The following is a 23345-nucleotide window of genomic DNA, read 5'->3' on the forward strand; positions in this document are numbered from 1 at the left end:
CGGAAATGGCGTTCCCCGATTTCGACCTACTGATCGATAGGTGGTACGAAATGCCGTTGGAAGAGTTCGACGTGGTGGTGGCCGGCGGTGGCCCGTCCGGTTCGACCGTGGCTGCCCTGGTGGCGATGCAGGGCCATCGGGTGCTGCTGCTGGAGAAGGAGGTCTTCCCCCGCTACCAGATCGGCGAGTCGCTGCTGCCGGCGACGGTCCACGGCGTGTGCAAGCTGCTCGGGATCTCGGAGGAGCTGGCCGGGGCGGGTTTCCCGGTCAAGCGGGGCGGCACGTTCCGCTGGGGCGCCCGGCCGGAGCCGTGGACGTTCTCGTTCGCGGTGTCGTCCAAGCTCACCGGCCCGACCTCGTTCGCGTACCAGGTCGAGCGGGCCCGGTTCGACGAGATCCTGCTGACCAATGCCAAGCGTAGGGGCGTCGAGGTCCGCGAGGGCTGTTCGGTCGCCGCGGTGACCGAGTCCGACGACCGGGTCGACGGGTTGCGCTACACCGATGCGGACGGAAACGAGCACGAGGTGCGCGCCCGTTTCGTGATCGACGCGTCCGGCAACAAGAGCCGGCTCCATTCCAGCGTCGGCGGCACCCGGAACTATTCGGAGTTCTTCCGCAGCCTGGCGCTGTTCGGCTATTTCGAGAACGGCAAGCGGCTGCCCGCGCCGAATTCCGGCAACATCCTGAGCGTCGCGTTCGACAGCGGCTGGTTCTGGTACATCCCGCTGAGCGACACGATGACCAGCGTCGGTGCGGTGGTCCGCCGGGAGATGGCCGAGAAGGTCCAGGGCGACCGGGAGAAGGCCCTGGCCGCGCTGATCGCCGAGTGCCCGCTGATCGCCGAGTACCTCGCCGACGCCACCCGGATCACCACCGGCCGCTACGGCGAACTGCGCATCCGCAAGGACTACTCGTACCACGAGACGTCGTTCTGGCGGCCCGGGATGATCCTGGTCGGCGACGCCGCCTGTTTCGTGGACCCGGTGTTCTCCTCCGGGGTGCACCTGGCGACGTACAGCGCGCTGCTCGCCGCCCGGTCGATCAACAGCATCCTCGCCGACGACCTGGACGAGAAGACGGCGCTGACCGAGTTCGAGGCCCGCTACCGCCGCGAGTACGGGGTCTTCTACGAGTTCCTGGTGTCGTTCTACGAGATGAACGTCAACGAGGAGTCGTACTTCTGGAAGGCCAAGAAGGTCACCAACAACGAGCACGGCGGCCTGGAGTCCTTCGTGGAGCTGGTCGGCGGGGTGTCGTCCGGCGAGGCGGCGCTCACCCCGGCGGCCCGGGTCGCCGGGCACAGCGCCGAGTTCGCCGCGGCGGTGGACCGGATGGCCGACAGCGAGGACGGCAACATGGTCCCGCTCTTCAAATCGCAGGTCGTCAAGCAGGTGATGCAGGAGGGCGGCCAGGTGCAGATGTCGGCGGTCCTCGGCGACGACGCCGAACCCGAGCTGCCGCTGTTCCCCGGTGGGCTGGTCGCCTCGCCCGACGGGATGAAGTGGCTGCCCTACCGGCCCGCGTGATGGCGCCGGAACCCGGTGTCGCCGAAGCGCCGCTGGTGATCCCGACGGCGAACTACATGCTGCGGTCCGGCTGCGATCCGCACCCGGACATGGCCCGGCTCCGGGCGCACGGCCCGCTGATCCGGATCGGCGGCGACGCGGCCGTGCAGATGGGCCGGGAGTACCTCTGGCAGGCCCTGGGGTACGACGTGGTCCGGAAGGTCCTCGGCGACCACGAGAACTTCACCACCCGGCTGCGGCTGACCGAGAACGAGCCGGTCAGCGGCGAGGGGGTGCCGATCCCACCGGAGCTGGTCGGGCAGATCTCGACGTACGACCCGCCCGAGCACACCCGGCTGCGGCGGATGCTGACGCCGGAGTTCACCGTCCGCCGCATCCGCCGGCTGGAGCCCGCGTTCCAGGCGCTCATCGACGACCACCTCGACGAGCTGGAGGCCGAGGGGCCGCCCGCCGATCTGCAGGGGCTGTTCGCCGATCCGGTCGGCGGGGGCGCCCTCTGCGAACTGCTCGGCATTCCCCGGGACGACCGGCGGGAGTTCATCCGGCGGGTCCGGCGCAACGTCGACCTCAGCCGGGGGTTCAAGGCCCGGGCCGCCGACAGCGCGGCGTTCAACAGGTACCTGAGCAGCCTGATCGCCCGGCAGCGCCGGGATCCCGACGAGGGATTCATCGGCATGCTCATCCGGGACCACGGCCCGGACTTCACCGACGAGGAGCTGAAGGGCGTGTGCATCGCGCTCGTCCTCGGCGGTGTGGAGACCGTCGCCGGGATGATCGGCTTCGGGGTGCTCGCCCTGCTGGAACACCCCGATCAAGCACGCCTGCTCGGTGCCGGCCGGGAGGAGAACGACCGGCTGGTCAACGAACTGTTGCGCTACCTGTCGCCGGTGCAGCAGCCGACACCCCGGATGGCGTTGCGGGACGTGGTCGTCGACGGGCACCTGATCCGGGCCGGCGAGGTGGTCCTCTGCTCGGTCCTGATGGCCAACCGGGACCCGGCGCTGACCCCGGATCCGCACGTCCTGGACGGGACCCGGGAGTCCGCGCCGCACATCGGATTCGGGCACGGCATCCATCACTGCATCGGCGCGGCGGTGGCCCGGACGCTGCTGCGGATGACCTATCAGAGCCTGTGGCTGCGCCTGCCCGGGCTGCGGCTGGCGGTGCCGGCCGGCGAGGTACGGCTGCGGAGCGCGTTCATCGACGGCCCCGATCAGTTACCGGTCGCCTGGTGACCGGCGGGGACGGGAGACGGGAGAGCCCGGTGGAGGAGTTCGACGTGGTGGTCGCCGGTGGCGGCCCGGCCGGTGTGACGGTGGCGACGCTGGTCGCCATGCGGGGGCACCGGGTGCTGCTGCTGGACCGGGAGGTCTTCCCCCGGTACCGGATCGGCGAGGCGCTGGCGCCGTCGACGGTGCACGAGGTGGGCCGGCTGCTCGGCGTCACCGATCAGCTGGCGAAGGCGGAGTTCCGGGTCCGCCGGGGCGGGGCCTTCCACTGGGGTGCCGGCGCGGAGCCGTGGACGTACGCGTTCGCCGACTCGCCCCGGCTGGCCGGCCCGGAGTCGTACGGCTATCAGGTCGAGCGGGCCCGGTTCGACGAGATTCTGCTGACCAACGCCAAGGACAGGGGCGTCGAGGTACGCGAGGGCTGCCCGGCCACCGGCGTCGTCACGAGCGGGCCACGGGTGACCGGCCTGCGCTACGCCGACGCCGACGGCGGTGAGCACGAGGTCCGGGCCCGGTACGTGGTCGACGCCTCCGGCGGGGACAGCACCCTGCACGCCGCCGTCGGTGAGACCCGGGTCCCCGCGGAGGCGGTCCGGACCGTGTCGCTCTCCGGCTACTTCGGACTGTGCCGGCAGCCGGCGCCGTACGACGGGAACACCCTGGTCGTCGCGTTCGACAGCGGCTGGTTCTGGTACACCCCGCTGACCGGCGGGCTGAGCAGCGTCGGCGCGGTGGTCCGGGCCGAGCTGGCGGCGAAGGTCGAGGGCGATCGGGAGCAGGCCTTCGCGGCGCTGATCGCCGAGTGCCCGTTGATCGCCGAGCTGCTCACCGACGCGGCCCGGGTGACGGCCGGTCAGAAGTACGGCAGGCTGCGCGTCACCGAGAACCGGACCTACCACCGGACGGCGTTCTGGCGGCCCGGGATGGTCCTGGTCGGTGACGCCGCGTGCGCGGTCGACCCGGTGTTCGCCTCCGGGGTGCACCTGGCGACGTACAGCGGGCTGCTCGCGGCCCGCGCGCTCACCGGCATCCTCGCGGGCGACCGGGACGAGACGACAGCGCTGACCGCGTTCGCGACCGCGTACCACCACGAGTACCGGATCTACGCCGATTTCCTCGCGGCGTTCCACGCGACGCGCGGCGACGGGGAGGCGTGCCGGCGGCTCGCCGCCACGGCGGCAGGCGGTGGGCGTACCCCCGAAGAGGCCTTCGCGGACCTGGCCGGCGGCCTGCCTTCGCGCCCGGCCTGACAGCGCCGAGAACAGGAGAGATGCGATGCGGGTGTTGTTGTCGACGTCCGGTTCCCGCGGCGATGTCGAGCCGCTGGTGGCGCTGGCGCTGCGGCTGCGGGCGGCCGGTGCCGAGGTGCGGATGTGTGCGTCGCCGGATTCGGCGGACCGGCTGGCCGAGGTCGGTGTGCCGCTGACGCCGGTGGGCCGGTCGGCGCGGGCCGTGATGGACGGTCCGCGGCCGGGGCCCGGTGACGGTCCGCGGCTGGCCGCCGAGGCGATGGCCGTGCAGTTCGAGCAGGTCCCGGCGGCGGCCGAGGGCTGTGATGCGGTGCTGGCGACCGGTGTGCTGTCCGCCGCGGTGGCCGTCCGGTCGGTGGCCGAGAGACTCGGCATCCCGTACTTCTACGGCTTCTACTGCCCGATCTACGTGCCGTCGCCGTATTACCCGCCACCGCCGCCGCTGGGTGAGCCGCCCGCGCCGGCGACGAGTGACAACCGGGCCCTGTGGGACCGCAACAACCAGGGCGCCTTCCGGCGCTTCGGCGCGGCGCTCAACGACCGGCGGGCCGCCATCGGTCTGCCGCCGGTCCAGGACATCTACGGGTACGGGTACACCGCCGATCCGTGGCTCGCGGCGGACCCGGTGCTGGCCCCGGCCGGGCCGGCCGACCGGGACGTCCTGCAGACCGGCGCCTGGATCACCCCGGACGACCGGCCGCTCCCGCCGGCGGTGGAGGCGTTCCTGGCGGCCGGCGAGCCGCCGGTGTACGTCGGTTTCGGCAGCATGCCGGCCCCGGCCGGAACCGCGAAGGTGGCCGTCGAGGCGGTCCGCGCCCAGGGCCGACGGGTGATCCTCTCCCGGGGCTGGGCCGATCTGGCGCTCCCCGACGACGAGGACGACTGTCTCGCCGTCGGCGAGGTGAACCACCAGGAGTTGTTCGCCCGGGTGGCCGCGGTCGTGCACCACGGCGGAGTCGGCACCACCACGGCGGCCGCCCGGGCCGGCGCCCCGCAGGTGGTGGCGCCGCAGATCGTGGACGACCAGAAGTATTTCGCCGGCCGGGTGGCCGCACTGGGCATCGGTGCCGCACACGACGGCCCGGCGCTGACGGCGGACTCCCTGTCGGCGGCCCTCGCCGTCGCCCTGGCCCCGGAGACCAAGGCCCGGGCCGCTGTGGTGGCCGGCACGGTCCGCCCGGACGGCGCGGAGGTGGCCGCGGAACGCCTGTTCGCGCTGGCCGGCATCCGTCCCCAGCCCTCTGATCCCAAGGAGCGACAATGAGCGACGAGCGCGTCTTCCTGCGCCCCAACACCATCATCGAACCCCTGGTCGACCGGTTCTACGCCTCGATGTACGCGGTGTCCCCGGTCACCGCCACCATGAGCCTCGCCTTCCGCTGGATTCCGATGCTGGAGTCGTATCTGCAGGCGCCGGACTGGCACTACCAGGCGAGCCGTGACCCCCGCTTCCGCGGCGGTTTCTTCGTCGGCGTCGACGAGAAACGCAAGGACGAGGTCGAGGCGTTGCTGGCCGGCATCCGGCGCGACCGGGCGGACATGATCCGGTTCGCCGAGGCGATCGGCGAGGCCGAGAAGATCGTCAGGGACGAGGCGATCGGGTACGACCTGCGCCCGATCTACCCGAAGTTGCCCGCCGAACTCGCCGGCCTGGTGGAACTCGCCTACGACACCAACAACGCGGCGTCGCTGCACTTCCAGGAGCCGCTGGTCTACCGGAGCAAGGCGTACACCGAGGACCGCCAGTCGGTGCAGCTGTCGGTGGAGACCGGCATCGAGCGCCCGTTCGTGATGAGCACGCCCCGGCTGACGTCGCCGGACGTGCTCGAACTGGACATCCCGTTCCGGCACCCCGGGCTGGAGGCGCTCTTCCGGTCGCGGGTGCACCCGACCACCCCGGCGGCGCTGCGCGAGGCGCTGGAACTCGACGACGCGCAGGCGTCCCGGCTGTCCGGCCTGCTGGTCCCGGAGTCCGCGCTGCACGCCGACCGGCACATCGAGCAGGGCGCCCGGATCCGCTACTGGGGACACGCCTGCCTGCTGATGCAGACGCCTGACGTGGCCATCATGACGGACCCGTTCATCAGCGCGGACACCGACGCGACCGGGCGGTACACGTACAACGATCTGCCCGACCACATCGACTACGTGATCATCACGCATGGGCACTCCGACCACCTGGTGCCGGAGACCCTGCTGCAGCTGCGCGGCCGGGTGGGCACGTTCGTGGTGCCGCGGACCTCGCGGGGCAACCTGTGCGACCCGTCGCTGGCGCTCTACCTGAGGAGCCTCGGGTTCGACGCGGTCGAGGTCGACGACTTCGACGAGATCACCTTCCCGGGCGGCCGGATCGTCGCGACGCCGTTCTTCGGCGAGCACGCCGACCTCGACATCCGGGCCAAGGCGACCTGGTTCGTCGAGCTCGGCGGCAAGTCGGTCTACGTCGGCGCGGACTCGTCCGGTCTCGACCCGGTCCTCTACCGGTACGTGCGCGGGCACCTGGGCCGCGTCGACATCGCGTTCCTCGGCATGGAGTGCGACGGCGCCCCGCTGAACTGGCAGTACCAGGCGTTCCTGACCAAGGCGATCCCGAACAAGATGAGCGACAGCCGCAAGATGTCCGGCTCGAACGCGGAGCAGGCGGCGGCGATCGTCACCGAGCTGGGCGCCGAGGAGGTGTACGTCTACGCGATGGGCGAGGAGAGCTGGCTCGGTCACGTGATGGCCACCAGTTACAACGAGGACTCCTTCCAGCTCAAGCAGATCACCGAGTTCGAGACGTGGTGCTCGAACAACGGGGTGAAGTCCGGCCACCTGCTCGACCGCGACGAATGGACCTGGTCGCGCTCCTGACACGGAATACCGAGGGGGAGATCATGGTCGTTGTCATGGCGCCGGGGGCCACTCCGGCGGATGTGGAAGTCGTCGTGCAGCGGGTGACCGCGGTCGGCGGGCAGGCGTTCGTCAGCCGCGGGCTGTCGCGGACCATCGTCGGCCTGGTCGGTGACGTGGCCGACTTCGAGGCCCTGAACCTGGGGAGCCTGTCCGGGGTGCTCCAGGTGATCCGGGTGTCGGCGCCGTACAAGCTGGTCAGCCGGGAGCATCACCGGGACCGTTCGGTGATCCGGGTCGGCGGGGTGCCGATCGGACCGGGCACGCTGACCGTGATCGCCGGGCCGTGCGCGGTCGAGTCGCCGGAGCAGACGCTGGCGGCGGCCCGGATGGCCCGGTCGGCCGGCGCCTCGATGCTGCGGGGTGGCGCGTTCAAGCCGCGGACGTCGCCGTACTCCTATCAGGGGCTGGGCGAGGCGGGCCTGCGCATCCTGGCCGATGTGCGGGCCGAGACGGGGCTGGCCGTGGTCACCGAGGTGATCGACCCGGGCAGTGTGGACATGGTCGCCTCGTACGCGGACATGCTCCAGATCGGCGCCCGCAACATGCAGAACTTCGCCCTGCTGCAGGCGGTCGGGTCGGCGGGCCGTCCGGTGCTGCTCAAACGGGGTTTCAGCGCGACGATCGAGGAGTGGCTGAGCGCCGCCGAGTACATCGCGCAGCGCGGGAACCTGGACATCGTGCTGTGCGAGCGGGGTATCCGGACGTTCGAGACCGCGACCCGGAACACCCTGGACATCAGTGCGGTGCCGGTGGCGCAGCGGCTCTCGCACCTGCCGGTGATCGTGGACCCGTCGCACTCCGGCGGCCGCCGTGACCTGGTGGCGCCGCTGAGCCGGGCGGCCATCGCGGCCGGGGCGGACGGTCTGCTCATCGACGTGCACCCGCAGCCGAAGACGGCGCTCTGCGACGGTGATCAGGCGCTGCACGACGCCGACATCGCGGAGCTGGCCGGCATCGTCGCCGGGATGTCGCCGGTGATGGGACGCACGCTCGCGCTGTCCTCCGGCGAGCGGGGACAGGTCCCCGCCACGGTGTGAGCGCGGATCCACCGACCGCACCCGGCCGACTCGGCCGGGTGCGGTTTTCTGTCCGGATCGCCGGGCCTAGCCCGTTGTCAACTCCTACGGACAACAGCGCATCAAGACGGTGAAGCTGGCATTCCGGGCTAGGGGTTAGGGGCACGAGGGTTCGGTGTCCCTGAGTGATGCAGGGGTTACAGATAGCTGCGGGCCGATGTTAATTTCGTGCCGGACGACAAAGATCCCGCCGCACTGTCCTGCGGGACTGTTTCGGCACGCCTTCACAGCGAGCGCCTTGATCACGGGCATTCCCACCGATCGAGCATTGTCGAACGCGGAAGAATGCCTCGAAGTTGATCTTCAAAGTGCTCCACGAACTGAGGAGCGGCATTGACACCCGACGAAGAGGATCTCAACCGGCAGCCGATCATCGAGCTGAAGATCAGCTCACTCAGCCTCAGCGGATCACCCCGGCTGGCCGGCGGTGATGCGGAACACCTGGAAGCCATGGTCGCGGCACAGGGAGAACTGCCGCCGATCGTGGTGCACCGCCCGACGATGCGTGTCATCGACGGCGCCCACCGGATCCGCGCGGCCGTCCGGCGCGGCGCGACGACGATCACCGGACGGCTCTTCGACGGCACCGACGACGAGGCGTTCGTGCTCTCCGTCTGGCTGAACGTCTCGCACGGCCTGCCCCTCGCGCTGGCCGACCGCAAACGCGCGGCGGAACGCATCGCCGTCTCGCACCCGCAGTGGTCGGACCGCCGCGTCGCCGCGGTCACCGGCATCTCACCGGGCACGGTCGCCGACATCCGCCGCCGGGTGAACGGCACGTCCGCCCCGGAGAGCAGCCGGATCGGACAGGACGGCCGGGTACGCCCCCTGGACTGCAGCGCCGGCCGTCTGCTCGCCGGCCGTCTGATGAGCGAGAACCCGAACCTGTCGCTCCGGCAGGTCGCCCGCGCCGCGGCGATCTCCCCGGAGACCGCCCGCGACGTCCGCAACCGGCTGCACAGCGGCACCGAACTGGTGCCGACCCGGCGGCCCCGGGACACCACCCCGGCGGCGACCGGCACCGGCCGGGACCAGCACCTGAACCTGGTCCGCTCCGGCATGCGCCCGGAACCGGTGCTCGACCACGCCGTCGTCGTCAGCCGGCTGATGGGTGACCCGGCGCTGCGCTACACCGACACCGGCCGCAACCTGCTGCGCCTGCTGACGCTGCACACCCGCTGGGCGAAGGAGTGGGAGACCATCGTCGACAACGTCCCGCCGCACTGCGCGGACGTGGTCGCCGACCTGGCCCGGCAGTTCTCCGGCCTGTGGGCCGACTTCGCCACCCGGGTCGGCCCGGAGGAGCGCGTCGCCAGCTGAGCACCACCGGTGTCCAACCGCGCGCAACAGGCGGTCGGACACCGCGTCGTCAGACGGGCACCGACACAGGAGGACAAGTGCTGCGCAGATCGGAACTGCACGCGAGCGTTTCCGACCCGGTTCTGGACACGATGAACTTCCTCAACGAGGTGACCCTGCGCTACCCCGGGGCGATCTCGTTCGCGCCGGGACGGCCGTACGACGGCTTCTTCGAGACCGAGGAGGTGCTGGCGCACCTGCGCCGCTACCTCGACCATCTCGCCGACCACGGCGCCTCACCGGACCAGGTCCGCACGGCGGTCTACCAGTACGGTCCGACCGCCGGCCAGATCCGCGAGATCATCGCCGACTCGTTGCGCGCCGACGAGGGGATCGACGTGCCGGCCGCCGCGATCGTGGTCACCGTCGGTGCCCAGGAGGCGATGATGCTGGCGGTCCGGGCGCTGATCCGGGACCCGGACGACGTGCTGCTGGTCTCCAGCCCCTGCTACGTGGGGATCACCGGGGTGGCCCGGCTGCTCGACGTGACGCTCTGCCCGGTGCCCGAGTCGGCGGACGGGTTCTCGCTGGACAACCTGGCGGCCGCGATCGCATCCGCCCGCGCGGCCGGCCGTCGGCCGCGGGCGTTCTACCTGGTGCCGGACCACGCCAACCCGTCCGGATCCACGCTGGCGCCGGCCGACCGGGTGGCGCTGCTGGACCTGGCCGCCCGTGAGGACCTGCTGATCCTGGAGGACACGCCGTACCGGCTGGTCAGCCCGGGGGAGCCGGCGCCCACCCTGAAGGCGCTGGACCGCCGGCACTCGGTGATCCATCTGGGCTCGTACTCGAAAACGATCTTCCCGGGCGCCCGGGTGGGTTTCGCGGTGGCCGACCAGACGGTGACCGGCGACGACGGACGGGCCGGACTGCTCGCCGACGAGCTCTCGAAGATCAAGAGCATGATCACGGTGAACACCTCGTCGCTGAGCCAGGCGGTGGTGGCCGGCGCCCTGCTGGCCGCCGGCGGCCGGGTCTCCGAGCTGAACGCCAAGGCCACCGGCCACTACGGCGAATCCATGCGGCGGGTCGTCGACCGGCTCGCCGACCGGCTCCCGGAACCGCGCCGCACCGAACTCGGGGTGCGCTGGAACGAGCCCAGCGGCGGCTTCTTCCTCGGCCTGACCGTCGGATTCGAGGCCGACGACGCGGCACTGACCCGGTCCGCCGAGGAGTTCGGCGTGATCTGGACACCGATGCGCTACTTCCACCCGGACGACGGCGGACGGCGGGCCATCCGCCTGTCGGTCAGCTACCTGTCGCCGGCGGAGATCGACGACGGCATCACCCGGCTCGTCGCGTTCATCGAGGCGGAAAGCCGGTGATCCGGTCCCTCCTGGTGATCGGAACCGGTCTGATCGGCACCTCGGTGGCCCTGGCCGCCCGGCGCCGCGGCGTCGAGGTCTTCCTCGCCGACCGGGACGTCGCGGCGGCCCGGATCGCCGAGGCGCTCGGTGCCGGCCGGGCCGAACCGCCCGGCGGGCCGGTGGACCTCGCCCTGGTCGCGGTCCCGCCGGCCCAGGTGGCGACGGTGCTGCGGGACACCCAGACACGCCGGTCGGCGCTCAGCTACACCGACGTCGCGGGGGTCAAGGGCGCGCTGGAGAGCGACGTCCTGCGGCTGGCGCCCGATCCCGTCGCGTACGCCGGCGGGCACCCGATGGCAGGGCGGGAACGGTCCGGTCCGCTGGCCGCCTCCGCCGACCTGTTCCACGGCCGGACCTGGGTGCTCACCCCGCACGACCGGACCGGCGACGCGGCGCTGGACCGGGTCACCGCGCTCGCCGGGATCTGCGGGGCGACGCCGGTCCGGCTCGACGGCCGTACCCACGACATCGTCGTGGCGCTGACCTCGCACGTGCCGCACCTGATGGCCAGCCTCACCGCGGCACGCCTGCGGGAGGGCCCGGCCGCCACCGAGGCGCTCGCCGGACAGGGCGTCCGGGACGTCACCCGGATCGCGGCCGGCGACCCCGCACTGTGGACCGACATCGTCCGCGCGAACGCGCCGGCGATCGCCGCCGTGCTGCGCGACGTCCGCGACGACCTGACCCGTCTGCTCGCCGCGACCGAGGCCCTCGCCGCCCGGGACGCGCCGGGCCACACCGCGCCGGGCCACGCCGAGACGGGCCACACCGCGCCGGGCCACACCGCGCCGGGCCACACCGCGCCAGACCGCGCCGGGACGGACCAGGACGCGGCGCGGGACGCCGTCACCGAACTGCTGCGGCGGGGTGTCACCGGCGCGGCCCGGACCCGTCCGCCGACCGGTCCGGCCGGTGGGCGTACCCGGATCCGGGTGGTCCTCGACCGGCGTCCCGGCCGGTTGGGCGAGCTGCTGGACGCGGTGGCCGCCCGCGGCGGCGACGTCACCCGGGCCGATGCGGACCTGACCCCGGACGGCCTCCTCACGGTCGATCTGGAGATCGGAACTCACCCGGGCAGCGGCTCCGGCTCCTTCCCGGGTACGCCTACCAGCACCACTCCCGCCGTTTGACCAGATGTTCGGCGGTGATGCCCCGGTCGTGGCACCAGCCGAGGAACGCGTCGACCCGCTGGTGCGCGCCGGTGGCGTACAGGTAGGCCTCGTCCGCGCCCAGTTCGGTGACCAGCGCCGAAGCCTCCCGCGCGGACAGCCGGTCCATCCCGAAGAACGCCAGGTCGACCTCGCCCAGGTGCCGGCGCACGTACCGGTACACCACCGGATCGGCACCCGAGGTGTCCGAACCGGCGAAGAACCGCGCCCCGGCCATCCGGATCAGGTACGTCGACCCGGCCCGGGACCGGCCCTGCTCGTCGAGGAACGGCGTGGCCACCACCGTGCCCCCGGGGAACGCCGTCTCGTCGAAGTCGTCCACCTCGATCACCGGGAGACCCAGCGCCCGCAGGCACAGCGCGATCGACGGTTCGTGCCGGTCACCGCGCGGGGAGCGGGGCACCACCACGGCGCCGATCCGGGACCGCAACTGCAGCAGCGTCTCCAGCACCAGGTGCTCCGGGTGGTCCTGGGTGAGCAGCACCAGGTCGATGCGGTCCGGCAGGTCGTCCAGGGTGTACCGGTCGCCGGCGCCGATGACCGGATCGGTCACCACCGCGCTCTCCGGGGTCTGGAACACCAGGCAGGCGTGGCCGAACCAGCGGACCCGGCCGCCCGTGCCGAGGTGCCGGTCCGGTGCGGCGGCGGGTTCGGCGGTGAGCAACGGCCGCAGCCGGGCGGTCTGCTCGTCGTCGAGGCCCAGGGCCTCCCGCAGCCGGGCCACCGTGGTGGGCCGGATCCGGGCGGTGAACAGCTCGTCCCAGCCGGGGTGCCGGAACGGGACGGCCAGGTCGAGCACGCCGGGGTGCGGGAGCCGGGGTGTGCCGGGCCCGGCGGCCCGGGCGGCGGCGTCGTCCGGGGCGAGCCGCACCGACTGGCGGCTCTCGTCGTAGAACCGGCTGGTGTACGCCGACGCCTCGAGGAACCGCAGGCCGGCCCGGTGACGTGCATCGTGCACCACCTCGGCCAGGCCGTGCAGGTCGGACGGCAGCCGCGGGTGGAGTGTCCGCGGATCGCTGCCCGGACCGGCGCGTTCCAGGAGGTCCTCGGCCTCGGCCACCGCGGCGGCGAACCCGAGCACGTCGGCCCGGTCACGCCGGATGCCGTCCAGCAGCGCGGCGACGTCGGTGGTACGGCCCGCCGCCAGTCCGGCGACGGGTTCGCCCCGCAGGTACGACTCCAGCATCGGCACGTGCCGGCCGGCCAGTGCGGTGGCCGCCGGCACCGGCGACACGAGATGCACCCGCGCGGGGAACCGGTCGACCAGTGGTTCGACGCGCGCGGTGGAACGCAGATGAACCGCCTCGTCGCTGACGCCCATGTGACCATCCTCAGGTTGTCGGCCGATCGGCTCGCGTACCGCCGCGGAAATGGTGACGACAACAAAGCCGAATCGATCGGAGATTAGCAGTGAGATTGACGTCCGGTACGTTCTGAGCGGTTGGACGGACGTTGTCGGACAACGGTGCCCGTGCCACCCTTGCCGACAGTGTGAGACCGTGCCGAATTGTCATTTCCCCGACGGTGGTCCGATCAGGAGACAAAGTGCGCCGGGCCGGGGGATTCTCGTGGAGGAGTGCACTGATGACCGGCCATTTTCAGGATCTGACCGTCGATCACGTACGCATCTACTGTGCCGATCCCGACCCGTTGATCGCGCAATTCGGCAATTACGGGCTGGACACGCGAGCGGAGGGCGCCGGACCGGGCGCGGAACACTCGGTCGTCCTCGGTCACGACGACATCCGCCTGGTGCTGACCCGCCCCGGAACCGGCGACCACCCCGGCGAGATGTACGCGACCCAGCACGGCTACGGCGTCTCGGACATCGCGCTCGGCACCGCCGACGCGGCCGGCGCCTTCCACGAGGCGGTCCGCCGCGGGGCCCGCCCGATCGCCGCCCCGCAGCGCGACGGTGCCGTGGTCACCGCGTCGGTCGGCGGGTTCGGCGACGTCATCCACACCTTCGTGCAGCGCGACCCCGGCGGGGAGTGGTCGCTGCCCGGCCTGACCCCGGTGCACCGTTCCGGCACGCCCGGCATCGGCCTGCGGCTGGTCGACCACTTCGCGGTCTGCGTCGAGGCGGGCCGGCTGGACGAGGTGGTCGAGCACTACGAGCGGGTGTTCGACTTCGCGATGGTCTTCACCGAGCGGATCGTGGTCGGTGAGCAGGCGATGGACTCCCAGGTGGTGCAGAGCGCCGGAGGGGCGGTGACGCTCACCCTGATCGCGCCGGACACCACCCGGCGGCCGGGACAGATCGACACCTTCCTCAAGGAGCACGGCGGCGCGGGCGTGCAGCACATCGCGTTCGAGACCGGTGACATCATCCGCTCGGTCGGCGCGATGTCCGACGCCGGCGTCGAGTTCCTCAGCACGCCGGACGCGTACTACGGGCGGATGGGCGACCGGCTGACGCTGACCCGGCACACGGTCGCCGAGCTGAGAGGGCTGAACGTGCTCGCCGACGAGGACCACGACGGCCAGCTCTACCAGATCTTCACCAAGTCCACGCACCCCCGCGGCACGCTGTTCTTCGAGATCATCGAGCGGGTCGGGGCCCGGACCTTCGGATCCGGCAACATCAAGGCGTTGTACGAGGCGGTCGAGCTGGACCAGGCCGAGCCGGACGGCCGATGACCACCACTCTGCCCCGGCTGGACACGGTCGGCGACTTCCGGGACCGGGCCGAGGCGGCGATGAGCGCCCCGGTCCGGGACTTCGTGGCCGGTGGCAGCGAGGCCGAGACCACCCTGGCGGCCAACCGGGCGGCGTTCGACCGGGTGACGGTGGTCCCGCGGGTGCTGACCGGCGGTCCCGCCCCGGATCCGGGCGCCACCCTGGCCGGGACCCGCAGCGCCCTGCCGCTGGCGGTGGCGCCGATGGCGTACCAGCGGCTGCTGCACCCGGAGGGGGAGCTGGCGACGGCGCGTGCCGCGGCGGCCGCCGGCGTCCCGTTCGTGATCAGCACGCTGAGCAGCGTCACCGTCGAGGAGCTGAGCGCGGCCGGGGGCGAGCAGTGGTTCCAGCTGTACTGGCTGCGTGACGACCTGGCCACCGTCGAGCTGGTCCGGCGGGCGGAGGACGCCGGCTGCCGGGCCCTGATGGTCACCGTGGACGTGCCGGTCATGGGCCGGCGTCTGCGGGACGTCCGCAACGGGTTCGTGCTGCCCCCGGAGATCCGGGCGGCGAACGTCGCCGCCGGGGCGACGAGTGCCGCGCACACCCCGGCGGACTCCGGTTCGGCCCTGATCGCCCATACCAACGGCGCGTTCCATCCGGCGCTGACCTGGGCGCACCTGGAGACGCTGCGGTCGCGGACGGCGTTGCCGATCGTGGTGAAGGGTGTCCTGGACCCGGCGGACGCCCGCCGGGCCGCCGGGATCGGTGCGAGTGCCGTGGTGGTCTCCAATCACGGGGGCCGGCAGTTCGACGGTGCGCCGGCCGCCGTCACGATGCTCCCGGCGGCCGTGGAGGCGGTCCGGGGCACCTGCGAGGTGTTCGTGGACAGCGGGGTCCGCAGCGGCACCGACGTGTTGCGGGCGCTGGCGCTCGGGGCGGACGGGGTGCTGATCGGCCGGCCGGTGCTGTGGGGCCTGGCGGCCGGTGGGGAGGCCGGGGTCGCCGGGGTGTTGTCCGTTCTGGACGGCGAACTGCGGGCGGCGATGCGGCTCGCGGGGTGCGCCGACGTGGCGGCGGCCCGGAAGTTGACCGCCATCATGGGACGTCCCTGACCGTGCGCCGCGGTGGCCGGAGTCGTGCGGTCCCGCCGACGGTTCGGATGTCCGACTGTGCATTCGACATCGGTCACGGTAAGGCTAGGCTCACCTTGACCGATAACGGTGCTAGGAGAGCAGATGATCGGCATCTCGACGCCTATCCGGCCGGTGGTCCGGCTCGCATTCATCCGGCAGACGGGATTAGCGCCGAGAATGACCAGAATGGTGGTCGGCGGCCCGGAGCTCAACCGATTCGAGCCGAGTCCTTTCACGGATGCCTTCGTCCGGCTCGTCTTTCCGCCGGGCCGGTCGTCCAACCCCGGGACGCATCACGCGGGCGCGGCCGGCCGGTTCCGGATGCGGACCTACACGGTGCGCTCGTTCGATCCGGTGGCCGGCGAGCTCGCGATCGACGTCTTCGACCACGGCCGCCCGGGGCTGACCCGGTCCCGGCTCGCCGGGCTGCGTCCCGGTGATCCGGTCCTGGTGCGCGATCTGCGGGGGTTGTACCGGCCCGGCCCCGAGGCGGACTGGCACCTGCTGGCCGGTGACGCCGCCGCGCTGCCCGCGATCGCCGTCACGCTCGAGCGGATGGCGCCGGGCACCCGGGCGAAAGTGCTGGTGGAGGTGGATGGCGACGAGGAGCGGCAGGTGCTGCCCACGGCCGCCGATGCGGATGTCCGGTGGCTGGTGCGGTCCCGCGGCGAGGGTCTGGTCGACGCCGTCCGGTCGCTCACCTTCGAGCCCGGCGTGGTGCAGGGGTTCGTGCACGGCGAGGGTGGTGCGATCCGGCACCTGCGCCGGCACCTGGTGCACGAGCGCGGTGTGGCGAGGGAGCTGCTGTCCATCTCGGGGTACTGGCGTCGTGGCCTCAACGACGAGCAGTGGCGCGAGCGGAAGGCCGCCGCGGTGGGCGGGTGACCCGCGGATATCGCCTGACGCATTGATGATCGTCATGAGCCGAAGGATCTCTGTTTTCAGGAAACTCTGAGCTTCTGAAATCTCCTGTAAATAGGCTCCGACCTGCGGCTCGGTGGCCTCCGGGCGTGGTCGAGGATGAGTTCCCTCATGCGCGTCACCCCGATAGGGTTCTATCTTGACACGGAGGTAATGGGCCCGCCGGGGGGGACCTGTGACAGTGAGCAAGCATGATTCATCATTGATCATATTCGATCATTTATTCGCGGCCGCAGCCCGTGGAACCGGATCGGCCCTGCTCGTCAGCGGTGCCGGTGGCAGCGGGAAGACCGCGTTGCTGCAGACGATGGCGGCGCAGGCCGGCAGCCGCGGCGGCTGGTGTTTCCTGGCCACCGCGTCGGCCAGTGAGCGCGGTCATCCGTTCGGGGTCTTCGACCGGTTGATCCGTTCGCTGCACGCCGCGGGCATGACGCATCCGTGTCCGGGCGGCCTCGACGAGGGTGAGGGTTTCTTCGCCGCGATGGACCGGGTGTGCGCCGTGATCCGGGACTTCGCCACCAAGCGGCCGATCGTGATCGGCGTCGACGACATCCACTTCGCGGACGAGCCGTCGCTGCGCTGCCTGACCTACCTGATCCGGCGGATCGAGTCGTGCGGTGTGGTGATGGTGCTCGACGAGAGCTCGTCGTACGAGCGGGACACCGCGAGCCTGCGGGTCGAGATGCTGCACCTGCCGTTCTGTCACCGGCTGCGCCTGCCGCCGCTGTCCCCGGCCTCCGTCGTCGCGCAGATCCGGTCCCGGTTCGGCGGGGTGCCGGACAGTGCGTTCGCCCGGTACTGCCTGGAGGTCAGCGGCGGCGTCCCGTTGCTGCTGCACGCGCTGATCGACGACCGCGCCGCCCTGCCCGGCCCGCTCGGCGGTGAGCCCGGCGCCAGTTTCCGGCAGGCCGTCCTGCGCAGCCTGCACCGCTGCGCGCCCGCCACGACGGCGGTCGCCCAGGCGCTCGCGGTCCTCGGTGACCACGCCGACCCGGCGCTCGCGGCCGAACTCAGCGGCCGGGACGCCGCCCTCGTCCTGGAGGGCATGCGCGATCTGGGGGAGATGGGGCTGCTCGACGGCCGGCAGTTCCGACATCCGGAGACCCGGGCGGCGGTCCTCGCCAGCATCCCGCCGCCGGAGCTGCCCGCGATGCACGCCCGGGCCGCGGGTCTTCTGCACGAGAACGGCGCCCCGGCGAACGCGGTGGCCGGGCACCTGATCGCGGCTCAGGACGGCGGCCGGGCGGCGTGGCGGGTCACCATCCTCGGTGAGGCGGCCCGGGAGGCGATGGCGGCCGGTGACGTCGAGGACGCGGTGAACAACCTGCGGCACGCCGTCGCGGCGTGTTCCGGCGAGGCCGAGCGGGCGCAGACCGCCCTGCTGGTCGCCGAGGCACAGTGGCTCTCCGACCCGGGCCGGGCGGCACGCCGTCTCGACGGGCTGACCACCGACGCCCGGTCCGGCCTGCTCCCGGTCGCCGACATCCTGGTGGTGGCCAACCATCTGCTGTGGTGGGGCGAGTTCGGCGAGGCCGACGAGATGCTCCGGCTGGCCGGTGCCGCCACGGGGGAGGATTCGGCGGCGGCGCAGCTCTGGGCGTTCTTCTGCCGCAGCGATCCCCGCTCCGGCATCTGTGCGGAACCGGGCCGGCCCGCCGACTCGCCGCTGGCGCACTCCGGGGTGATGGCCGCGGTCACCGCCGTCACCTCGGCGGCGAGCCTGCCGCACGACGGCCCGGCGGTCGGTACGGCGTTGCAGATGCTGCTCGGCCTGCGCGGCGGTGCGGAGTTCACCCCCGCCCTGCACGACCTGGTGGTGCTGGTGCAGACCGGGCGGCTCGAGGAGGCGCTGGTCTGGTGCGACCGGCTGCTCGCCGAGGACTGGATCGACCGGGTGCCGATGCGCCGGGCGATGATCGCGACGATCAAGGCGGTGGCGGCGTGCCGGGACGGCGACCCGGCCACCGCCCTGGCCTGCGTGCGGGAGGTCCTCGGGGTGATCCCGCCGCACGCCTGGGGGATCGTGGCGGGCCTGCCGCTGTCGATCGCGGTCTGTGCCGCCACCGATCTCGGCGACGTCGAACTGGCCCGTTCCCTGCTCGCCGTGCCGGTTCCGCCGGCCATGTTCGACACCCCGTTCGCGCTGCCCTACCTGCAGGCACTCGGGCGGTACCACCTCGCGATGGGACGACCGGAGAGCGCTCTCGTGCATGCCCGGTCGGGCACGGAACTCCTGGAGAAGTGGGGCGTCGCCGCGGCGGGCATCGCCGCCGCGGCCCGGTGGTACGACCAGGCCGACGCCCTCTGCTGGTTCAGCGCCGCCCGTCCGGACCGGCCGGGGCGCCACCGCCACGGCCACCGCCCCGAGCCGATGGCCCTTCCCGCGGCGGACGCCGAGGACGACGCCCGGCTCACCGACGCCGAGCAGCGCGTCGCCACCCTCGCCGCGGTCGGCAACACCAACCGGCAGATCGCGGCGAGCCTCTTCATCACGGTCAGCACCGTCGAGCAGCATCTGACGAAGATCTATCGCAAGCTCAAGGTCCGCAACCGCTCCGGATTACGGAGGCGGGATTACCGAACCGTTCTGTGAATCCTGGATCATGAACGGTTGGACAGCTGTTTGACGATATTCCGGAAACCCGCCTACGGTCGCCTGGGTCATATTCCCAGAATTGAGCCGGAGGAGTCGGGATGACTGCGGAATCCGTCACGGAGCTGGTCCGGAGCAAAAAACGTACGTGGGGGTGGATGTACCGATGACCATCGCCCTCGAAAAACCCGCCGAATCGCGTTCGCCGGCGTCGGCACCGGCGATTTCACGAATGGTCGGGGTGGGCACCGCGGCGACCGGCACACCGGTGTCGCAGAGCGAGCTGCTCGAGCTGCTCGACATCGACGACCCGCGGGTCCGGTCCGTCTATCTGAACAGCGCCATCGACCGGCGCCACCTCACCCTGCCCGAACCGGACGCCGCCGGGCGCCGCCTCCCCGAGCCGCAGGGCCGGCTGCTGGACAAGCACAAACGCCTCGCCGTCGAGATGGGCGCCCAGGCACTGCAGGCCTGCCTCAAACGCGCCGGCGCGGACCTGTCCGACCTCCGGCACCTGTGCTGCGTCACCTCCACCGGGTTCCTCACCCCCGGGCTGAGCGCGCTGGTCATCCGGGAACTCGGCATCGACCCGCACTGCAGCCGCTCGGACATCGTGGGCATGGGCTGCAACGCCGGGCTCAACGCGCTCAACGTGGTGGCCGGCTGGACCGCCGCGCACCCCGGCGAACTGGCCGTGGTGCTGTGCACCGAGGCCTGCTCGGCGGCGTACGCCCTGGACGGCACCATGCGCACCGCCGTGGTGAACAGCCTCTTCGGCGACGGCGCGGCGGCCCTGGCCCTGGTCGGCGACGGTCCCGGCGAGTCCCGCCCGGGACCGCGGATCCTCCGCTTCGCCAGCTACCTGATCACCGGCGCGATCGACGCGATGCGCTACGACTGGGACGGCGACCTCGGCCGGTTCAGCTTCTTCCTGGACCCGCAGATCCCGTACGTCGTCGGCGCCAACGCCGAGACGGTGGTCGACCGGCTGCTCGCCGGCACCGGCCTGCGCCGTAGCGACATCGACCACTGGCTGGTGCACTCCGGCGGCAAGAAGGTGATCGACGCCGTGGTGGTGAACCTCGGACTGAGCCGGCACGACGTGCGGCACACCACCGGCGTGCTGCGCGACCACGGCAACGTGTCCAGCGGATCCTTCCTGTTCTCCTACGAACGCCTGCTCGAGGAGGGCGTCGCCCGCCCCGGCGAGCACGGCGTCCTGATGACCATGGGGCCGGGTTCCACGATCGAGACGGCGCTGATCCAGTGGTGACCGCGGCGGGCGCCGACGACCTGGTGATCCGGATCGACGGCCGGGAACCGGTGACGGCCGCCGGGGTGGAGCAGCTGCTCCGGCTCTGCGACCGGGCGGAGGACGGCTTCGGGGCGGGCGTGCTCGTCGCGTACACCGAAGGGGCTCCTGGTCCGGGATGGACCGGCGCGCTCAGCGTGGGGCTGACGAGCAAGTGGGAACGGGCGGTCCGCCGTGTCGAGCGCCTCGGCCTGACCACCGTCGCGGTCGCCGCGGGTGACGTCGGCGGCGCGGCCCTCGACGTGCTGCTCGCCGCCGACGTGCGGATCGCCGCGACCGGGTCCCGTCTGATCCTGGCCTCCGACGGCGAGGCCACCTGGCCCGGCATGGCGCTGTTCCGGCTGGCCCGGCAGGCGGGTGCCGCCGGTCTGCGCCGGGCGGCCCTGCTCGGCGCCCCGATCGGGGCCGCGACGGCGATGGCGGCCGGCCTGGTCGACGTCGTCACCGACCGGCCCGCCGACGCCCTGGCCGACGTGGTCACGGAGGCGGCCGGGTTCGCCGGCACCGAACTGGCGATCCGGCGGCAGCTGCTGCTCGACGCCGGCCGGATCAGCTTCGAGGAGGCCCTCGGCGCCCACCTCGCCGCCTGCGACCGGGCCCTGCGCCGGGGCACGGTGTCATGACCGCGGTGATCGGGCCGCCGGGCCTGGACACCGGCCGGGACCGGCTGGCCGAGGTGGCGGCCGGAACCGAACGCCGCCTTGCCGCGCTGCCACCGCCCGCCCGGCGGACACCGGCGCAGCGGGCCGAGGCGGCCGCCGCCCACGACGAGGCCCGCACCCTGCGGGCCGTCCTGGTCGAGGAGCACGCCGGGGAGATCTACGGCCGGCTCACCGCGGACCGCACCCGCTACCTGCGGGTGGACGAACTGTGCGAGGCCGCCGCCGCGGAGTTCCCCGGCCTCGCGCCCACCCCGGAGCAGCTCGCCGTGGAACGCGCGCTCCCGCAGTCCGGCAAGGAGGGCCGGGAGATCGACCAGGGCATCCTGCTGCGCGGCGTGCTCGCCGACGAACGGTCCGGCCGGCATCTGCTGGCCGCGATGCGCAGGCCCACCCCGCGGGCGCTGCGGCTGCTCCCGGAGTTCCGGCGCACCGGGGTGCTGACGACCGAGGCGGTCCACCTCGAACGGCGCGACGGCGTCGCCCGGCTGACCATGTGCCGGGACGACTGCCTGAACGCCGAGGACGAGCAGCAGGTCGACGACATGGAGACCGCCGTCGACCTGGCACTGCTCGACCCGGAGATCCGGGTGGGCCTGATCCGGGGCGCCCCGATGAGCCACCCGCGGTACCGCGGCCGGCGGGTGTTCAGCGCCGGCATCAACCTCAAACGGCTCAGCGCCGGTGGGATCACCCTGACCGGGTTCCTGCTCCGGCGCGAACTCGGGTACCTGCACAAGATCCTGCGTGGCCTGCACGACGACCGGCCCGGCCGGTGGCAGCCGCCGGCCGAGAAACCGTGGCTGGGCGCGGTCGACACGTTCGCGATCGGCGGGGGCTTCCAGCTGCTGCTGGTCCTCGACCACGTGCTGATCGCCGCGGACGCCCACCTGAGCCTGCCGGCCGCCCGGGAGGGGATCGTCCCGGGCGTGGCCAACCTGCGCCTGGGCCGGGTCGCCGGTCCCCGGCTGGCCCGGCAGGTGATCCTCGGCGGCCGCCGGATCAGGGCCACCGACCCGGAGGCGGCGCTGCTGGTGGACGAGGTGGTGGCGCCGGCGGAGATGGACGACGCGGTCGAACGGGCACTGGCCGGACTGGACGGCGGCGCGATCGTCGCCAACCGCCGGATGCTCACCCTGGCCGAGGAGCCGGTCGACGACCTGCGGCGGTACGCGGCCGGATTCGCCCTGGAACAGGCGTTGCGGGTGCACGCCACCGACGTCATCGACAGGGTCGGACGTTTCGCCGGGCGGACCGGGTGAGCGTGCCGACCCGGGTGCTCGTCGAACGGTCCGGCCACGTCGCCCGGGTCACCCTGAACCGGCCCGAGGTCCTCAACGCCATGGACCTGCGCATGCACGAGGAGCTGGCGGACGTCTGGGACGACGTGGAGGCCGACGACCGGATCCGGGCGGTGGTGCTGACCGGCGCCGGGAACCGGGCCTTCTCGGTCGGCCAGGACCTGAAGGAACGGGCCCGCCGGGACGCGGCGGGCACCCCCGCGTCGTCGTTCGGCAGCCGCGGGCAGCCCGGCTGGCCCCGGCTCACCGAACGGTTCGGCCTGAGTAAACCGGTGCTGGCACGGGTCGACGGGTACGCCCTCGGCGGCGGCCTCGAACTCGTCCTCGCCTGCGACCTGGTGATCGCCTCGGACCGTGCGGTGTTCGGCCTGCCCGAGGCCCGGCTCGGCCTGGTCCCCGGCGCGGGCGGGGTGTTCCGCCTGATCCGGCAGCTCCCGCAGAAGGCCGCACTGGGTTACCTGCTGACCGGCCGCCGGTTCGACGCCGCGGCCGCGTACCGGCACGGGTTGATCAATGAGGTGGTGCCGCCCGGCGAACTGGACGCCTGCGTCGACGGGTGGGTGACCGACCTGGTGACCAGCGCGCCGCTGTCGGTCCGGGCGATCAAGGAGGCCGCCCTGCGCTCGGTCGACATGCCGTTGCCGGAGGCCTTCACCGCGGTCTACCGTTGGGAGGAACGCCGGCGGCGCAGTGCCGACGCGGTCGAGGGGCCGCGGGCGTTCGCCGAGAAACGCGACCCCCGCTGGACCGGGCGATAGCGCAGACCTTCCTTTCCGGGTACGCCGTGAGCCACTCCCGTCATCACCCGTCCATCGACGATCATTCGACCCGGAGCCTTGTGGCCGTGGTGCCCGGGCCGGGAGGATGGCGTCGGAACAGGGGTCGGCAACAGGGGTGTCGTTCCCGCATGTTGTGGGTCGGTGTGGCGGAGAG

The 23345-nt window shown here is 72.4% G+C and carries 18 protein-coding genes; 17 read left to right on the forward strand and 1 reads right to left on the reverse strand.

Features of this window, described 5'->3' with window-relative positions; translation table 11 throughout:
• Positions 1-50 precede the first annotated feature (50 nt).
• The 9 genes from WH85_RS02065 (at position 51) to WH85_RS02105 (ending at position 11832) form a co-directional block, all read left to right on the forward strand.
• Positions 51-1526 carry a tryptophan halogenase family protein gene (locus WH85_RS02065; protein WP_045739886.1) on the forward strand — a complete coding sequence of 492 codons (1476 nt, stop codon included), beginning with the start codon at positions 51-53 and terminating at the stop codon, positions 1524-1526.
• Entirely contained in the window at positions 1526-2761 is a 1236-nt protein-coding gene (locus WH85_RS02070) for a cytochrome P450 (protein ID WP_045739887.1), read from the forward strand. Before WH85_RS02065 ends, WH85_RS02070 begins: the two co-directional genes overlap by 1 nt.
• A gap of 29 nt (positions 2762-2790) precedes the next feature.
• Positions 2791-4005 (forward strand): tryptophan 7-halogenase, encoded by a 1215-nt coding sequence (locus WH85_RS02075; protein WP_083448737.1) that lies wholly within the window; start codon positions 2791-2793, stop codon positions 4003-4005.
• Between the two features lie 25 nt (positions 4006-4030).
• On the forward strand, positions 4031-5269 hold the full coding sequence (locus WH85_RS02080; RefSeq protein WP_045739888.1) for a glycosyltransferase: 1239 nt from the start codon (positions 4031-4033) through the stop codon (positions 5267-5269).
• The gene (locus tag WH85_RS02085; RefSeq protein WP_045739889.1) at positions 5266-6858 is read left to right on the forward strand and encodes an MBL fold metallo-hydrolase; all 1593 of its coding nucleotides are present in this window, start codon (positions 5266-5268) and stop codon (positions 6856-6858) included. The genes WH85_RS02080 and WH85_RS02085 overlap by 4 nt, the downstream gene beginning before the upstream one ends.
• Positions 6859-6881: 23 nt before the next feature.
• Positions 6882-7937: a 3-deoxy-7-phosphoheptulonate synthase gene (gene aroF, locus WH85_RS02090; protein ID WP_045739978.1), complete on the forward strand. Its 1056-nt coding sequence runs from the start codon at positions 6882-6884 to the stop codon at positions 7935-7937.
• Positions 7938-8309: 372 nt separating this feature from the next.
• Positions 8310-9296, forward strand: a complete 987-nt coding sequence (locus WH85_RS02095) for a ParB N-terminal domain-containing protein (RefSeq protein WP_045739890.1) — start codon at positions 8310-8312, stop codon at positions 9294-9296.
• 77 nt (positions 9297-9373) lie between these two features.
• Positions 9374-10660 (forward strand): aminotransferase-like domain-containing protein, encoded by a 1287-nt coding sequence (locus WH85_RS49855; protein WP_245673782.1) that lies wholly within the window; start codon positions 9374-9376, stop codon positions 10658-10660.
• Complete coding sequence (locus WH85_RS02105; RefSeq protein ID WP_045739891.1) at positions 10657-11832, forward strand: prephenate dehydrogenase; 1176 nt, start codon at positions 10657-10659, stop codon at positions 11830-11832. The genes WH85_RS49855 and WH85_RS02105 overlap by 4 nt, the downstream gene beginning before the upstream one ends.
• Here the strand turns inward: WH85_RS02105 and WH85_RS02110 are convergent.
• On the reverse strand, positions 11807-13192 hold the full coding sequence (locus tag WH85_RS02110) for an MBL fold metallo-hydrolase (RefSeq protein ID WP_045739892.1): 1386 nt from the start codon (positions 13190-13192) through the stop codon (positions 11807-11809). The two genes, WH85_RS02105 and WH85_RS02110, sit on opposite strands and share 26 nt — an antisense overlap.
• A 263-nt stretch (positions 13193-13455) precedes the next feature.
• Here WH85_RS02110 and hppD point away from each other — a divergent pair, with 263 nt between their 5' ends.
• From hppD to dpgD, 8 genes are all read left to right on the forward strand, one after another.
• A complete protein-coding gene (gene hppD / locus WH85_RS02115) occupies positions 13456-14511 on the forward strand; it encodes a 4-hydroxyphenylpyruvate dioxygenase (protein ID WP_083448723.1) in 1056 nt (351 codons plus the stop codon).
• Entirely contained in the window at positions 14508-15605 is a 1098-nt protein-coding gene (locus tag WH85_RS02120) for an alpha-hydroxy acid oxidase (protein WP_045739893.1), read from the forward strand. Before hppD ends, WH85_RS02120 begins: the two co-directional genes overlap by 4 nt.
• Before the next feature lie 123 nt (positions 15606-15728).
• The gene (locus tag WH85_RS02125) at positions 15729-16511 is read left to right on the forward strand and encodes a siderophore-interacting protein (RefSeq protein ID WP_045739894.1); all 783 of its coding nucleotides are present in this window, start codon (positions 15729-15731) and stop codon (positions 16509-16511) included.
• A gap of 238 nt (positions 16512-16749) precedes the next feature.
• A complete protein-coding gene (locus tag WH85_RS02130; protein WP_045739895.1) occupies positions 16750-19140 on the forward strand; it encodes an ATP-binding protein in 2391 nt (796 codons plus the stop codon).
• A 166-nt stretch (positions 19141-19306) separates the two neighbouring features.
• Positions 19307-20413 carry a 3,5-dihydroxyphenylacetyl-CoA synthase DpgA gene (gene dpgA / locus WH85_RS02135; protein ID WP_045739896.1) on the forward strand — a complete coding sequence of 369 codons (1107 nt, stop codon included), beginning with the start codon at positions 19307-19309 and terminating at the stop codon, positions 20411-20413.
• The gene (gene dpgB / locus WH85_RS02140; protein WP_211275255.1) at positions 20410-21075 is read left to right on the forward strand and encodes an enoyl-CoA-hydratase DpgB; all 666 of its coding nucleotides are present in this window, start codon (positions 20410-20412) and stop codon (positions 21073-21075) included. The genes dpgA and dpgB overlap by 4 nt, the downstream gene beginning before the upstream one ends.
• Positions 21072-22373: a (3,5-dihydroxyphenyl)acetyl-CoA 1,2-dioxygenase DpgC gene (gene dpgC, locus WH85_RS02145; protein ID WP_052720087.1), complete on the forward strand. Its 1302-nt coding sequence runs from the start codon at positions 21072-21074 to the stop codon at positions 22371-22373. Before dpgB ends, dpgC begins: the two co-directional genes overlap by 4 nt.
• Positions 22370-23170, forward strand: coding sequence for an enoyl-CoA-hydratase DpgD (gene dpgD / locus WH85_RS02150; RefSeq protein ID WP_045739898.1), 801 nt, complete (start codon positions 22370-22372; stop codon positions 23168-23170). Before dpgC ends, dpgD begins: the two co-directional genes overlap by 4 nt.
• The last annotated feature ends 175 nt before the right edge of the window (positions 23171-23345 follow it).

The sequence above is a fragment of the Actinoplanes rectilineatus genome, from assembly GCF_000962825.1.
GTDB lineage: Bacteria > Actinomycetota > Actinomycetes > Mycobacteriales > Micromonosporaceae > Actinoplanes > Actinoplanes rectilineatus.